Source organism: Agarivorans sp. QJM3NY_33 (assembly GCF_050870865.2).
Lineage (GTDB): Bacteria > Pseudomonadota > Gammaproteobacteria > Enterobacterales > Celerinatantimonadaceae > Agarivorans.
Window position 1 is genome coordinate 2,464,287 of sequence record NZ_CP194039.2, and the last position, 15,376, is coordinate 2,479,662.

Sequence of the window (15,376 nt, forward strand, 5' to 3'; positions counted from 1 at the left end):
TATCATCATGCCTAGGTCAAGACGCTCGCAAGTGAGCTTATCGGATACACCCTACTATCATTGTGTTTCCCGTTGTGTTCGACGGGCGTTTCTGTGTGGCGAAGACCAACAAACCGGTAAAAGCTATGAGCACCGCCGCCGAAGTGTATCGGACTCGCCTGTATGACTTAAGCTGGTTTATGCGCCATTTAAACGAACACATTGCGCGAGCCGCCAATCAGCATGATTAACGCCTGAGAACTAAATAATGGCAGTGGTGTTCACTTCACTAACACTGTTACTGTCCCTGTAGTTTTTATCATGGATGTCCATGCTCTTCTCATGCTCTTCTCATGCTCTTGGTGCAGACTCTCGCCTTCCCTACTCTACAACCTTTACCTGTACTACATGAATAGAATGCCTACTGGTACCTTACTTAAAGCATAACCGAAAAAACCAAGGTTTAGCGCGATTAGTCGCGGCTACAACGACCGACTTAGGCTGGCGTAGCGACTTGATTCTATATTAAATGAAGTAAACAACTGCACTTAACATCACCGAGGCGAATACGCCGATAAAGATATTCGGTCCCTGATTAAAACCTTTACGCTTCTTATAAGGCGCTTTTACCGGCCCTTCTTGAAAACTTCTCTTGGCAAGTTCCTTTACGTAATTATTTTGCATTCTTTATCCCTTCGTCGTTATTTGGGATAAAGATAAAACCTCAAGCTAAGTTGAGGTCAATACCCTTTTTAGTCTTGAGACTAAGGCTGTGAGGGTAACTCAAGGGCAATTGCTAAATGAACAGCAGCACTGGCGACCAATATGCGCAGTTCAGGCTGTCATTATCATTTGCTTTCACTTCCAGCAAACGTTATTCGAGACCTTCGTTAACTAAAAAATTACAGCGGTTATCAGCAACTGATTTACCTTAATAGGCTAAATTTTTGGAGGTCTATTCTAATTTAATATACCAGTCGAAATAAAAATAGGTCAAACCTTCTGAATTGGTCTAGTCTTTCAGATTACCAACTCAAACCCTGATGTTGGTAATTGATAACTCTACAAATAAAATAATAAGTATAAGGAATATACGAGATGAAAATACAACTGAACTTACCACATGTTAGCCGATGGCGACCCTGCAATATTATGCGGTCAGTCGGTATAGCGGTATCCCTGCTAAGTGCTTCATATGCAGCCAATGCAGCTGAGCAAATATTGTGGTATCCGTTTGACGATCCTGCCGGTTCAACTACTCTGTCTGATGCCTCTGGTCATGGCTATGATGCAGACATTATTGGCGGCGTCACGCTCACTGGCGGAGCCGCGCATTTTGATGGCATAGACGGTTACATCGACCTGCCAGACAATTTACTCACAAGCTTAAACGCGATTTCGATTACCGCTGAAATTTTTATCGAGAACAGTCAGCCTTCACCGTATTTTATTTATGGATTAGGCAATATTTCTGGCGCATATGGTGATGGTTATTTGTTCACCACCGGCAACCATTACCGTACCACGCTGTCTAGCTGTCACTGGAGTTGCGAACAAAGTACCGCAACTACGAGTGCTAATTTACCAAGGGGGTCTTGGCAACACATTGCTTATACCCAAGACAATAACCTCGGCATTTTATATTTGAATGGGGTTGAAGTCGCTCGAAACGATGCTATCACTCTCATGCCTGGCACCATTGGCGACGGTATCACCTTAGATAACTTCTTGGGACGCTCGCTGTATAGTGCCGATAATTACTTCTATGGTGATTTTGCGGATTTCCAAATCTGGAACGGTGCCTTAAGTCCGGAAGAAATAGCCGCAACGGTACCGCAACTGGTGCTGTGGTATCCCTTCGATGACGCACCAACCTCAAGTGTGATCACCGATGCTTCCGGTAACAACCACCATGGAACCGTTGAAGGAGGGGTTACTTTAGACGGCGACGTTGCAGAACTAGACGGTAAAGATGCTTATATCGATCTGCCCGATAACTTAATGGCGGGCCTCGATGAAATCACGGTGATGACTAAGGTCTTTATCGAAAACGACCAGCCATCTCCCTATTTCATTTATGGTTTAGGAAATACTTCGGGGAGTAATGGTAACGGATATCTGTTCACTACGGGTAACTATTACCGAACCACCCTGTCAACTTGTCATTGGTCTTGTGAGCAAAATACCGGGACTTCTGGTAGTAATTTGAGTCGGGGCGAATGGCATCATTTAGCTTATAGCTTAAAAGGCAGTATTGGGATTGTGTACTTAGACGGCGTAGAAGTTGCGCGCAACACCAATATCACAATCACACCTGCCGACATCGGTGATGGGACCACCCTTGCCAATTTCCTCGGTCGGTCACTTTACAGCGGCGATAACTTCTTACATGGTCGCTTTGACGACTTCCAAATTTGGAATGGGGCTCTAAGCGCCAGCGTGATAGCCACTACCGCAGAACAAGCGCTTGCTGAAATTCAGCTCGATGATGCCGAGTCTGTCGCGGCTGATAGCGAAGCGTTAGCAATCGTTAATGTTGATGATGTGCGTGGACATATATTTCTCGCAACCCAGGGTAAATATGAAACCAGCATTTCTTGGTCATCAGATAATACCGATGTGATTACCCCCGATGGTCTCGTCACACGGGCTCCGGTCTGTGTTGCCGAACCGCGTAACAAGCTCTGCGGTTTAGTTCAAACCGTGACATTAACAGCTACGATAACTAAAGGCGAAGAGTCGGCTACCAAAACCTTTATTGCGACCGTACCGCCACTCACCACATTAGACGATTTCGAAGCGTATATGTTCAGCTACTTTACTGGTGAAGGAACAGCCGATGGAGAGCAGGTTTATTTCGCCCTGTCTAATGGTAACAACCCGCTCGATTGGCAAACTTTAAATAGCGAACAGCCAGTACTATCCACCACATTAGGAGAAAAAGGAGCTCGCGATCCATTTATTATTCGCTCCCCCGAAGGCGATAAGTTCTTCATGATTGCAACCGATCTGAAAATCTACGGTAATTGGGATTGGGGACGCTCTCAAACTTGGGGGTCTCGTTCGCTACTCGTTTGGGAATCTAACGATTTGGTGAACTGGAGTGATGCACGCCTGGTGCAAGTCTCACCAGACACTGCTGGTAATACCTGGGCACCAGAAGCCTTTTGGGATCCCGAGCGAAATGCGTACGTGGTTTTTTGGGCCTCTAAAATATATAACGACGCCAGCCATTCCAATGGTACCTACAATAAAATGATGTATGCCCTCACCCGTGACTTTGTGAACTTTAGTGACGCTCAGGTATGGGTCGATGAAGGCTACTCCACTATCGATTCAACCTTGATCAAACATGATGATGTTTATTACCGGTTTACTAAAGACGAGCGCTCAGCGTCGGAGTCGGCCTGTGGTAAGTTCATTCTTTCGGAAACATCAACGACTCTTAATAACGATAATTGGGATTTCCAAAGTGAGTGTATTGGTAAAGGGGATATGAGCCAAGGTGAAGGTCCCTTAGTATTTAAATCCAATACCGAGCAGAAGTGGTACTTGTTTATCGATGAATTTGGTGGCCGTGGTTACATTCCCTTTGAAACAACCGACCTATCCAGTGGTAACTGGAGCTTAGCCAAGGATTACACTTTACCGTCGCGACCACGCCACGGAACCGTGTTACCAGTCACCGCAAAAGAGTATAGGGCGATCCTCAATAAATGGGGTAAGCAAATGATTGGCGATTTTGATGGAGATTTTGATATTGATTCATTAGATGTATCTTTGTTTTATCAAGCGATCCGCTCGGCTTCGATAAGCGACTTAGCTTACGACTTCAATCACGATGGCCAGATTAATCGCCGTGACCTACGTGGTTTAATGGATCTTTGTACTCGCGCTCGTTGTGCAACTCACTAAGGGAATTACCGATGAAATATATAATCACACTGCTTGCAACATTGTTCACATTACAAGCCAATGCAGCGTTTATCTCACTGGAAACAAATGCCAGTCAATATGCCGCTGGTGACTTAGTGGATGTACGTATGATGGTTGATAATTCGGCAGCAGATATCGCCGAACTAGATTTTGGTCTGCGCTTTGATGAGACCTTGGCCAGCTACCAAGACAGCGGATTTAATGTCTTAAACACTCAGTGGGCAATGGTAACCGATGCGTTCTTATCAGCCAGTAATACACTAAGTGTTTACAGCCTATGGTTTGATAGCCTAGACGTTCCGGTTGGCGTGTTTGAACTAGCCAGTGCGAGCTTTACCGCTCAGTCGGCTTTTTCAGCCCAATCATTTGAGTTAATCAACGTCTATATCGCAGATTCATTTGGTGACCAAATCGCCAACACGCCTCAAGTATCAGAACCAGCGTCACTGGCGATGTTGCTGATGGGGCTTGGCGTGATGGGATTTAGGCGAAAAGCTCACGCTTCACTTCCAGCTTAAGTTCACCAAGTTAAAAGCCCAAGCACCAGCTTGGGCTTTTTATTTTGGATATCGAGTGTCCATCAATACAACAGCTATCCAGAATCATTAAATTTACTAAATGCCTTCTCAATTACATCACTGCACTGCCTTATGATTGGTTAAGCCTGCCACTCAATTGGCCCTTCCTATAATAATTCGGTGTCTCACCAAGATGTTGTTTGAATGCATATATGAAACTACTGGTACTACTGTAGCCACAAGATAAGGCGATATCGCTAATCGATAACGGACTCTCAAGTAAACGAAGCGCATGCTGTAATTTTGCTAATGCTCTCCATTGCTTAAAAGTGATCCCAGTTTGTTGCATAAACAAGCGAGAAATTGAACGCCCACTTAAGGCAAATTTTTTTTCGAGCATTGCTTTTGAGAAAGGAGCATCGGGAGTAGACAATAAATAAGCGGCTAACTTTGTTAATCGTTTATCACGAGGCATTGGAAGCTCAAAGTTAGTTCGCTCCGCTGATGATATTTCATCAAACAGAACACCCAACAAACGGTGCATCGCCCCCTCCATGACTAAATGCTCTGTGGCAGTTAAGCGAAGCAATATTGCATGTATAAGCAACGGTGTTTTTACTAGTTTTTCCATCGTGTTATCAGCCGTAATGACGTCTGGATCCAATCTTAGTATTTTTCCCTGACAACCAACGATAACCTTTGCCCGATGTGAACACTCAGCGGGGATCCAACCTAAACAACCGGGTGCTAAAGTCCAACTGGATTCAACAGTATCCACGCTAAGTATACCTTTAGTCACCCAGAATAACTGGCCTCTGGCGTGGCGATGCCAATCAGTTTCGTGATCGTGTATATGCTGAATATTGGAGATCTTCATGCGATTCATGTTGGCCTATATTCTATATAAGTTGTCCTAATGTAGAAAGAATACCGCTAAATACGCAGGTAGCATAGGCACTCAATTCCCCTCTAATGAGATCCAGCATGAAATATTCAAATAATCGAGATTTAGTTCGCCATGTTTTTACAACGTTGTTTAGTTCAGAACTTATAGAACTGTCGGTGGTCGAGCGTTTTTTTTCAAAGACCTACCGCCAATATGCGGATGGACATCAACTCAATTATGAAGAATTTTATTTACATTTAAAAAAACTGAAAAATGAAACGAAAAGCCTGACTGTAGAGTTTAAGGCCATTGCAGAACAAGGATCTGACGTACTAACTCATCATTATGTCCATCTTGTCAAACAAGACAATTCAGAGTCATTACTGGAGGTGCTGGCACATTTCCAACTTGAGGATGGCAAAATTACGGGTTGTTGGGAATCTTGCCAAGTTATATCGGGATCTTCATCTGATCATTCATTCGCCTATATTCAATGAACCACGCAAAGCGAGTGTCTTCGCGGTCATTTTCAGCAGATTTGGAAAGACATCGTTCAGTCAGTAGCCGATAAGCCTTCAGAGGCGCATCAGCGACTCAACATGGCTTAGCCGTGGTGCCCGATGTAATAAGGCAGAAACATCCCCCCTCAATAACGGCAACTGAGACCTAATCATCTATAAGCCTTAAAAGCTCGCTATGTGGCGAGCTTTTAAATTAAAGACTCTTTCTCGCTCCCACAGATTTTTAAGCGTATTTAACAAACGATGAGATACTGCGCTTTCAATCAGATATTGGCCTGCCAGCATCTAGATGCATCCACGATACAAACTTAGTATTGACAATAACTTCACCCGATTGACACACAACTGTCAAAAAATCATTCTATTTTAATCCTCGTCGCTAAGCCCTGAATTTGTTGCAGATCTTATGCGTTCCATAATTTAGAAGCCCTAGTTATTCGTTCAAAATGGAGTTTGAAATGAATTATCACGCAAATCTAATTGCTGTGCCCTTCTGCGCGATATTTCTCAGTTTCGTTGGTCACATCCCTAATCAATGCAACAAAACATCCTTAACGCTAGGCCTCACCACTATTTATCCAAGGAAAATGCACTTGTTTTTAGCTGACGCGGTTTCCTTGAATTTTTGTGCATGTTTTTAACTAATAGAAAATGGATTGACTATGAAAATGAATATTCTTGCGGCTACGGTGGCCACATTGCTGGCACCGCAGGCGCAATCGACAATCTTCTTGTCGGAGTACATTGAAGGTAGCTCGTATAACAAGGCGATTGAAATTGCCAATGATTCAGAGAATGCAATAACCCTCAACGGTTATAGTTTAAAAAAAGCAACCAATGGTCGAGATACTTGGGGGCAATCAATGGCTCTCGATAATGTGACTATCGCGCCTCATTCTGTATTTGTACTGTCTCACCCCAGTGCAAACAGCGATATTCAGCTAGTGACAGATCAGTCAGACGCTAATGTTATTAACTTTAATGGCGATGATCCTATCGCGCTATTTTTAAACGATACCATCGTCGACATTATTGGTGTTATGGGTGACATTAATTTTGGGAAAGACCAAACACTAGTGCGTATCGACTACACACCTAGTACAGCGTTTAATCTGGCGCAATGGGAAGTTCGCCGCAAAAACGATAGTTCTGATTTAGGGCAGCTGGCTGATGGAAATAGCCCAGCTGTAGAAGCAAGCGAAGTGACTATTATGGATATCCAAGGCGACTCTTGGTTTTCGCCATTAATTGATTCCGGTTATCTATCAACTGAAAATTATCAAACTGAAGGTGTGATCACTGCGATCCAAAACAAAGCGCTTGGTAACGACATTAACCAAGGTTTTTTTATCCAAGACCAACAAGGTGATAACAACCCACTAACCTCAGACGGTCTGTTTGTTGACTACGCAGATTTAGCCGGCCTGAATGTTGGCGATAAAGTGGTGGTGGTTGGTAAGGTGAATGAAAACTATGGTTGGACAACTTTATTAGGATCTCAAGTAGAACGCGTTTCTTCTGGAGAATCAATTGAAGCAACGTCGCTACAAACCCTGAGTTCAGATGAGAGTTTCCGTGAGACCTTAGAACGCTACGAAGGCATGCTCGTATCGTTAGAGAAAGCATCTGATCTGCGAGTCACTCGAACTTACGGCTTTGATTACAGTGCTTACCGCAACAATATGGTAGTCGCTCATCAACGAGTCAACTTCCATCCTAATCAGTTGAATACGCCAGTTACTTACGATGATGTGATTGATAGCCCTGCAGAGCAGCAATTGGCTAATAATAAAGACCAACGAATCGTTATCGAAAGTTTTGAAAAAGCAAGCAATGGCGTTGTGCCTTGGTATCCGGAGTTTGGTATTACTGACATTGATCAAAACGGATCGACCGAGGACTACATTCGAATTGGCGACTTAGTGGACGGCCTGCACGGTGTGCTGGGATATTCATATGCTGAATATCGCTTATATGTGACCAACCAAGCTCACACTGACAGCTTTATTCATGAAGAGAATGACCGTACTAATACGCCTGAACTCACCAAAGGGGACCTACAGGTCGCAACCTTTAATGTGCTGAATTACTTTAATTCACCATTTGGTGGAGCTGCTAACCCTAAAGGACAAAACCGGGGCGCAACGACACTGGTAGATTTTGAAATGCAGGCTAATAAGATAGTGGCTGCACTTAAAGCGATGAACGCAGATATTGTCGGTTTAATGGAGATAGAGAATAATGGTTTTGGGGCTAACTCAGCCATTGTTGATCTGGTTAGCCAGTTAAATGCTGAATTACCGCTAGCGGATCAATACCAGATTGCTTGGGACGGTGAGCTTGAACAAGTCGGCAGCGATGCAATCACCAATCAAGTGATTTATAAACCCGCGAAGGTGACTCTGAAGCAAATGCGGGTACTGCAAATGCCAGAACAACATGCGCCTGCTGTAGGCGATGAAGATGGTAATAACTATCAGCGCGATGCGATCACTCCAACTTTTAGCATTAATGGTAGCGACCAAACACTGACGGTTGCAGTCAATCACTTCAAGTCAAAGGGCTCAACCTGCTGGGAAGACGTGGCAATACAACAAGGACAAGATCCAAACCGTCAAGGCTCATGTGAGAATCTAAGAGTATCGGCTGCTTATCAACTGGGTGAAAGCTTAATGGCGGTGTCAGGACACAAGCTCATTATTGGCGATTTAAACTCATACGCGGCTGAAGATCCAATTAGTGTATTAACCGATATGACTCATTTACCAACCGACTACGAAGTGAAGGCTGCTCGTAGCACTTATGTGGGAGAGACCCCGCTACACGGTGATGAAGGGGCTGTTATCACCAAATCCTATGGATACACCAATGTGGTAAAAACATTCCATCCAAACGCCTATGGCTACTCTTACAATGATGAAGTCGGCACCTTAGATTACATATTGGCGTCTCCTAGTTTGATATCACATCTAGTGGATGCTGCTGAATGGAACATTAACGCCGTTGAATCGAGCTTATTTGAATATTCATCCGAGTACAGCGGCGATTTGCCAAAGTACGCTGACGCCTACCGAGCATCAGACCATGACCCCGTGATTGTTGCTTTGAGCTTTAAACCTCAGCAATTGCTTGGCGACTTTGATGGAGATCTTGATATTGATTCATTAGATGTATCTTCGTTTTATCAAGCGATCCGCTCGGCTTCGATAAGCGACTTAGCTTACGACTTCAATCATGATGGCCAGATTAATCGCCGTGACCTACGTGGTTTAATGGATCTTTGTACTCGCGCTCGTTGTGCAACTCACTAAGGGAATTACCGATGAAATATATAATCACACTACTTGCAACATTGTTCACATTACAAGCCAATGCAGCGTTTATCTCACTGGAAACAAATGCCAGTCAATATGCCGCTGGTGACTTAGTGGATGTACGTATGATGGTTGATAATTCGGCAGCAAATATTGCCGAACTAGATTTTGGTCTGCGCTTTGATGAGACCTTGGCCAGCTACCAAGACAGCGGATTTAATGTCTTAAACACTCAGTGGGCAATGGTAACCGATGCGTTCTTATCAGCCAGTAATACACTAAGTGTATACAGCCTATGGTTTGATAACCTAGACGTTCCGGTTGGAGTGTTTGAACTAGCCAGTGCGAGCTTTACCGCTCAGTCGGCTTTTTCAGCCCAATCATTTGAGTTAATCAACGTCTATATCGCAGATTCATTTGGTGACCAAATCGCCAACACGCCTCAAGTATCAGAACCAGCGTCACTGGCGATGTTGTTGATGGGGCTTGGCGTTATGGGATTTAGACGAAAAGCTCACGCTTCACTTCCAGCTTAAGTTCACCAAGTTAAAAGCCCAGGCACCAGCTTGGGCTTTTTATTCTAAATATATTGCTTTCGATAAAACTGAAAAACCGCTACTTTCTGCATCAAGCAAGCTGGTTCTTCCTTATTAGAATCTCGACACCGCTTATTGTAAGCCTACCACTCGAGCTTAAGCCGATGCTGTTTGCGATACAACTCGGTGTAGAAAAAATACTAAGAAGCTGTTAGCTACGGCTCTCAATTACCCTCGAATAAAAAGCAACATGCAGACTTCAAACAATCGAGGTATTAACCATCTCGCTCAATATAATCAAATAGAGCCGATGGCTCTAGCGGCTTAGCAAACAGCCAGCCTTGGCCGATCGCTTGAGGTGAACGTTGCAATATATAGTTCAATTGCACTTGTGTTTCGATCCCTTCAAAAACAACGTGCACGTTGAACTTCTCTAACAAGCCAAATATACCTTCCAGTGTTAATTTATTTAGAGTGTCGCAGTCAATCGCCTGAGTAAACTCTTTGTCTATTTTGATTTCATTCGGTTCAAAGGTATTTATCCAAGTAAGGTTGGACATTCCCGTACCGAAGTCATCTAAAGATATTTTATAACCCGCTCTCGAAAATCGCTTGGCATAGGCAGACATCTGCTTGAAGTCAGCGGAAGAACGTTCCGTGATTTCTAAAATAATATTTTCTGTTGGCTGTTGCGTTTTAATCCGCTGACTTTCAATAAAATCGAAAAAATCTTCTTCTAACAAGGTTGAAATTGCAATGTTAATACTCACGGTATAACCAGCATTCACAAACTCAGGGTTGTTTAGATCATCGAAAACCTTCACGATAAACTTACGCGTTAGTTTACTAATCAGTAGTGATTGTTCTGCTGCAGCAATAAAGATTTCTGGCGAAATCTGCCCTAATTGCGGATCGTGCCATCGCGCTAACGCCTCAACCCCAGCCATTTTACCGTTGCTTAAATGAACCTTTGGCTGATAAACCGGATAGATTTGATTATTGTTTATCGCATGACTCAGGGCTCTGGTAAATGCTTGCTGCCCGTAGTAGTAATCTTTATATTTCCATAAAAATAACTTACCAATTGAGAATCCAATCAGACCAAGAAAGACTATCAAAAATAGATCCAATTGATAAATGCCGGGCTTGATTTGAAACACCACTAAGCAAATATTATAGTCATCGTTACATTCTCGATGCTCCAAGAAGTTATTCGGTAACGGTAACCAATTAAAGTTTTGCTTTCCTAATAGACTAGAAACATCTATCTCGGAAACTTCTCCAAACTTTTGAACCACTTGCTTAGTTTGTTTGTTGTATAAGATCCCCCCCATGCCATGTAAAGATAGAGACGATAAGTCAACATTATGAAAAAACATGTCGTTAACGCTGACAATCACACTTCCCTTGGAAAATACTCTTATATTACTCGCTTCTTTTGCAGACAGACCATTATCCTGTTGAATCAGCTTTTCTTTGTGTTTAATAGTGTAGGTGCCAAGCTCTACTGGGGGGGTTAAGGAACCAAGCTTAACGGTACAAGCCACATGGCCATTATCAACTCGACCAACATCGACTATATACTCATACGCAAACATCACTTCTGTCAAAAAACGGATATCGCTACTAGAGCAAAAGTCATCTTTAACACTATTTGCGATGCGGATACTGTGATCGACCTCGTTTCCAATATCCATTGCTGTTGCAAAAGCAGAATCACCATAACTTTCTAATAATTTTAACTCACGGTGAACTAACACGTAATGAACCGCAAACACAACACATACACAAACGCAGAAAGGAATAATCCAATTTATATACTTAGTTTTTGCCCGTAAATGACAATAAAAACTGTTAATTATAACTTCTGACATGCCGATACCTATAGTTGTTCTAAACGAGCGAACAAGATTTTACTTAGCCCTATAACGATTGCAATCGGTTTCACCCTGGTGCTCTTCGATAAAACGACATGTAGATAACCATGCCCGATAGGATTGGAGCCTTTAAGTGAAGCAACAATTTGTTATCTCAGCGTTTTTGTTTTAAACATGCTCCGCTTTAGCTTCACTCAATATTCTCATCATTTTCACTATGCATCATTAACGCTTTACCATTACTTAAGCAATCGACTACCTTAAAGCGAGCTGACTTAAGAATATTGGCAAGAGTTTGCCGTGAAACCCCCATTTCTATTGCCGCTTTTTGCTGTTGCATTTTCATTTGGTCAACCAAACGTAAAGCTTCAAATTCGTCTTTATCCAACTGAACCTTCTCCAGTTCACTCATTGGGATCCGATTTGGCTTAAAACAGCTATCTGCTGCCGTACCGCATATATTGCGAGGTATTTTGGGTCTAGGCATTGTTAAATCTACATAAATGGCATTGGCTACATATATACACTATTCACCAATCTATCCCAACCATAATCAAGGGAAAGTTTGCTTGATAGACTGCCCCATAAGTGAAAGACATGTCAATTTTTGTACTAAATAGAAAGACATAAATATCGCGTACAAATAGTTCGGTTTCACAACTGTTAATGTTTACAGTTAATAAAATTGAAATGCTCTGCTTTAATCAAATAGAACTTATCAATTATTTGATTAGCTCTCGCGTTTTTAAACTACTTTCATCGTCACTGTTTGCTTGATGACGATATATTTTCAGTGATGGCTGAAAACAAATCCTCCCTTATGGACACCACTCTATTATGTAGTGGTTTTTTTTTATCCATTGAACGTCCTGATGCAAATGACTTCTCTATAGAAAGCTTATGCTTGCCGCCTTAGACTTCACTCTTGGCTAGAGTAAAAAATGCCAATGATAAATTTACATTGCCTTATGAGTTAAGTCGGGTCCACAAGCTATAAACTTTACCCAACGAGAAGGTTTCTTTAGCCTCGTAATTGCTGTATAAGCATGCTCCGTATTATTTTTAGCAAGAGGACTCGAGTGATGTCAAAGTTTTTTTATAAGGGAAAAATCGAGAAAAGACCTAAATATGAGAGTTTTGGTTTTAGTACAAAACGAAACATCAAACCAGGTTCGGCTGAAAAGCCTCTTCAGCTGAGAGTACAAACTGAGGCGCGAAAGCTTGAGCTTGAAACCCAGTTATCAGAGCTACAACTGATTGCCAATATCGTCTTAGCACCTGAGACCGAGGAAGATATCCAAGCGCTAAAAGTTTTATTAGATACACCGCAAACAGCTATTTTTGATAAAACCCCAAAACGCAATGACCCTTGCGATTGTGGCAGCGGTAAAAAATATAAAAAATGTTGTGGTTAAGCGATTCATATAGTTAATAATGCTGGTGGAATTAAGCTTGAATATTTTAACTCTCACTTAATCTGAAATCGGCAACTGAAGCGGCTTCCAGTTAATATCTAATTCATGACTACCAATCGTGACATAGGCGGATTGTTCGGTAATCGTCACAGATAGTTCCATGGTTCGCTCCACATAAGATGCCAGTTTACAAACCTCTTGCCAATCAAGTTGCCAAACTTGCAAATCCAACCGAGTCAGTTTTCCTTGGATTTGTTGCCACCAAGTATTTGATTTAGAGTTAAAACTATACACTTTTACCGTTTCCGCGAGACGCGTCGCCTTCTTAATGCGTTCAGCACTGGGTTCCCCCACATCAATCCATAGTTGAACCTGACCATCGAGAGACTTCGACCAAAGGTCGGGCTGTTCGATTTCACTTAAGCCCTTGGTAAACTCCAAACCTTGTTCTGCACTGTGGCAATAAGCCATTACCCGAGCCATCATCCTTTCAAGCGTTTCAGAAGGGTGTTGGGCAATGGTTAAATTGAGTGTGTCATAGTAATTACGGTTTAAATCAGAGAGAGAGATCCGCAATTTATAGATGGTGGGTTTTAGTGCCACTGTAGCGCCTATTCGATATAGCTGAGCTCTGAGCGCTTAGGCACAGAGCTAGTTAAATGAAGAGAATGCGCTTTTTATTAAGTAAATTCAATGAAATAACACGAAAATATTAGCCTTTGGCCTATTAGCTATCGATCGTTAATCCGGATGGCTGTTGCGAATTTCTAAGAACTCGTCAAAATTCTCGATTAACAGATCAACTAAGGTTGGATCAAAGTGTTTTCCTTTTTGTTCGATGATAAATTGTTTGATTTCTGCGTTCGACCAGGGCTCTTTATAAGAGCGCTTCGACCCCAAAGCATCAAATACATCGGTAATAGCCATGATTCGGCCCACTAAAGGAATGTCTTCCCCCGCTAATTGACGAGGATATCCGCTACCATCCCATTTTTCATGATGGCAAATAGATATTTCGGCTCCGAGACGGGCAATAATCTTATTGGAATCGGCAAGCAAATCGTGACCAACTTGAGCGTGAGTTTGCATCACCTCCCACTCCTGAGCATCTAGCTTACCAGGTTTATGCAGAATCGACTCCGGTATAGCAATCTTACCCAAATCATGTAATGGGGCCGCGTATTTAAACAATTCAACAAATTCAGGGTCAAAATTTAATTTTTTGGCCATTAGTTCGCAAATCAACGACACCCGTTTAACGTGTGACCCTGTTTCTTTACTACGTTGTTCAATGGCGTCACCAATAATAAAAATAAGTTCTTTTTGGGTATCTTGGATCTCTTCTTTAATCGTGAGGTTTTCGAAAGTTAATGCGATATTAGTCGCAAATACTTCTAACAAGCCCTTTTCTATATCATCAAGCGGTTTCTCATGTTGTACATAAAGCAGACTAACACTACGATTATCGGTTGAGTAAAATCCAACATAACAGTCTTCATTTACGATGGTTCTACGCTCTTGTAACGCGTGTTTGAGCAATGCTTTTACGTTATCAGGGATCTTACTCTGATCAAAATCAGATTCATTGTGCTCATTCGTCACAAAATCACCGGTCGCAGCCAATACATTAAACGACTGATGATGTAATACGTCTTCAGTTAAGGTGGTGATATACATTGCCGACGTTTCTAACTGAAACAATTCAACCAACTGCTCTAACACCGCTGATCCGAAGTGGTAAAGTGTTTTACTCTTTAAAACTAAGGATGTGGACTCGATAACCTTCAACAAACCAGAGCGATGACGTTCGATGAATAGAATATCTCGGTAAGAACGGATCGCTGAATAAGTAATGGTTTTTAACTTGGTGGCGGTTAATTCTGTTTTGCTCTTATAATCATTGATATCGTAATCTTTAATCACCGACTCTTCTGGAGCCTGCCCTGGCTGGCCGGTCCTTAAAATCAAGCGCGTAGCATGGTTTTCTTTGGTTTCGCGGATCCAGCGAACTAATTCCAAGCCAGCATGATCGGTTTCCATCACCACATCGACTAAAGCAATCGCGATATCATCATGCTCATTAAATATTTGGCGCGCCTCCTCCGCACTATAAGCAGAAAGAAACTCTAACTGATAACCATCAATTTCAACCCCAGACAGCACTAAGCGCGTTACCGAGTGAATTTCAGCTTCATCATCAATAACCAATAACTTCCAAGATGCTTTGGTAACTTTTTTTACCGGTTCTTCAGTATCATCAATGAACAGAAAGTCACTCATGCGCCGCTCCGTATTTTTTCGTTACAGTAAAATTAGAACAGTAACTGCATAATATCAAAGACTAATATGCAGTTACTGTAGAAAACTTCGAGGCCAGACTGCTTATTGGCCTAT

Annotated in this window: 13 protein-coding genes and 1 pseudogene; 8 read left to right on the forward strand and 6 right to left on the reverse strand. The window is 42.4% G+C overall.

Annotated features, from left to right (window positions below; translation table 11 throughout):
* Positions 1–7: 7 nt before the first annotated feature.
* Both ACRRSY_RS11085 and ACRRSY_RS11090 read left to right on the forward strand, forming a co-directional pair.
* A pseudogene (locus tag ACRRSY_RS11085) lies at positions 8–154 on the forward strand (transposase); the annotation flags it as partial.
* The gene (locus ACRRSY_RS11090) at positions 96–230 is read left to right on the forward strand and encodes a hypothetical protein (RefSeq protein WP_432456201.1); all 135 of its coding nucleotides are present in this window, start codon (positions 96–98) and stop codon (positions 228–230) included. The pseudogene ACRRSY_RS11085 and the gene ACRRSY_RS11090, both read left to right, overlap by 59 nt.
* A 274-nt stretch (positions 231–504) precedes the next feature.
* Here ACRRSY_RS11090 and ACRRSY_RS11095 read toward each other — a convergent pair whose 3' ends face one another.
* Complete coding sequence (locus ACRRSY_RS11095; RefSeq protein WP_432453102.1) at positions 505–663, reverse strand: hypothetical protein; 159 nt, start codon at positions 661–663, stop codon at positions 505–507.
* A gap of 414 nt (positions 664–1,077) precedes the next feature.
* Here ACRRSY_RS11095 and ACRRSY_RS11100 point away from each other — a divergent pair, with 414 nt between their 5' ends.
* Both ACRRSY_RS11100 and ACRRSY_RS11105 read left to right on the forward strand, forming a co-directional pair.
* Positions 1,078–3,894, forward strand: coding sequence for a LamG-like jellyroll fold domain-containing protein (locus tag ACRRSY_RS11100; protein ID WP_432463176.1), 2,817 nt, complete (start codon positions 1,078–1,080; stop codon positions 3,892–3,894).
* 11 nt (positions 3,895–3,905) lie between these two features.
* Positions 3,906–4,433 carry a PEP-CTERM sorting domain-containing protein gene (locus tag ACRRSY_RS11105; protein ID WP_432459392.1) on the forward strand — a complete coding sequence of 176 codons (528 nt, stop codon included), beginning with the start codon at positions 3,906–3,908 and terminating at the stop codon, positions 4,431–4,433.
* 130 nt (positions 4,434–4,563) lie between these two features.
* On the opposite strand, the gene ACRRSY_RS11110 is transcribed toward ACRRSY_RS11105, so the two are convergent.
* Positions 4,564–5,319, reverse strand: coding sequence for a helix-turn-helix domain-containing protein (locus tag ACRRSY_RS11110; protein WP_432463177.1), 756 nt, complete (start codon positions 5,317–5,319; stop codon positions 4,564–4,566).
* A 98-nt stretch (positions 5,320–5,417) separates the two neighbouring features.
* Between ACRRSY_RS11110 and ACRRSY_RS11115 the strand changes: the two genes are divergently transcribed.
* The 3 genes from ACRRSY_RS11115 (at position 5,418) to ACRRSY_RS11125 (ending at position 9,690) form a co-directional block, all read left to right on the forward strand.
* Positions 5,418–5,816: a nuclear transport factor 2 family protein gene (locus ACRRSY_RS11115; RefSeq protein WP_432463178.1), complete on the forward strand. Its 399-nt coding sequence runs from the start codon at positions 5,418–5,420 to the stop codon at positions 5,814–5,816.
* Between the two features lie 686 nt (positions 5,817–6,502).
* Entirely contained in the window at positions 6,503–9,151 is a 2,649-nt protein-coding gene (locus ACRRSY_RS11120) for an ExeM/NucH family extracellular endonuclease (protein WP_432463179.1), read from the forward strand.
* Positions 9,152–9,162: 11 nt separating this feature from the next.
* A complete protein-coding gene (locus ACRRSY_RS11125) occupies positions 9,163–9,690 on the forward strand; it encodes a PEP-CTERM sorting domain-containing protein (RefSeq protein ID WP_432463180.1) in 528 nt (175 codons plus the stop codon).
* A 275-nt stretch (positions 9,691–9,965) separates the two neighbouring features.
* Here the strand turns inward: ACRRSY_RS11125 and ACRRSY_RS11130 are convergent, their stop codons facing one another.
* Together ACRRSY_RS11130 and ACRRSY_RS11135 are read right to left on the reverse strand one after the other, a co-directional pair.
* On the reverse strand, positions 9,966–11,564 hold the full coding sequence (locus ACRRSY_RS11130) for an EAL domain-containing protein (protein WP_432463181.1): 1,599 nt from the start codon (positions 11,562–11,564) through the stop codon (positions 9,966–9,968).
* Between the two features lie 193 nt (positions 11,565–11,757).
* On the reverse strand, positions 11,758–12,054 hold the full coding sequence (locus ACRRSY_RS11135; protein ID WP_432453113.1) for a DUF134 domain-containing protein: 297 nt from the start codon (positions 12,052–12,054) through the stop codon (positions 11,758–11,760).
* 595 nt (positions 12,055–12,649) lie between these two features.
* Here ACRRSY_RS11135 and ACRRSY_RS11140 point away from each other — a divergent pair.
* Positions 12,650–12,982, forward strand: coding sequence for a PBPRA1643 family SWIM/SEC-C metal-binding motif protein (locus ACRRSY_RS11140; protein WP_432463182.1), 333 nt, complete (start codon positions 12,650–12,652; stop codon positions 12,980–12,982).
* A gap of 57 nt (positions 12,983–13,039) precedes the next feature.
* Here ACRRSY_RS11140 and ACRRSY_RS11145 read toward each other — a convergent pair whose 3' ends face one another.
* Together ACRRSY_RS11145 and ACRRSY_RS11150 are read right to left on the reverse strand one after the other, a co-directional pair.
* On the reverse strand, positions 13,040–13,585 hold the full coding sequence (locus ACRRSY_RS11145; RefSeq protein WP_432463183.1) for a YaeQ family protein: 546 nt from the start codon (positions 13,583–13,585) through the stop codon (positions 13,040–13,042).
* Between the two features lie 138 nt (positions 13,586–13,723).
* Entirely contained in the window at positions 13,724–15,262 is a 1,539-nt protein-coding gene (locus tag ACRRSY_RS11150; protein WP_432453118.1) for a DUF3369 domain-containing protein, read from the reverse strand.
* Positions 15,263–15,376: the final 114 nt, after the last annotated feature.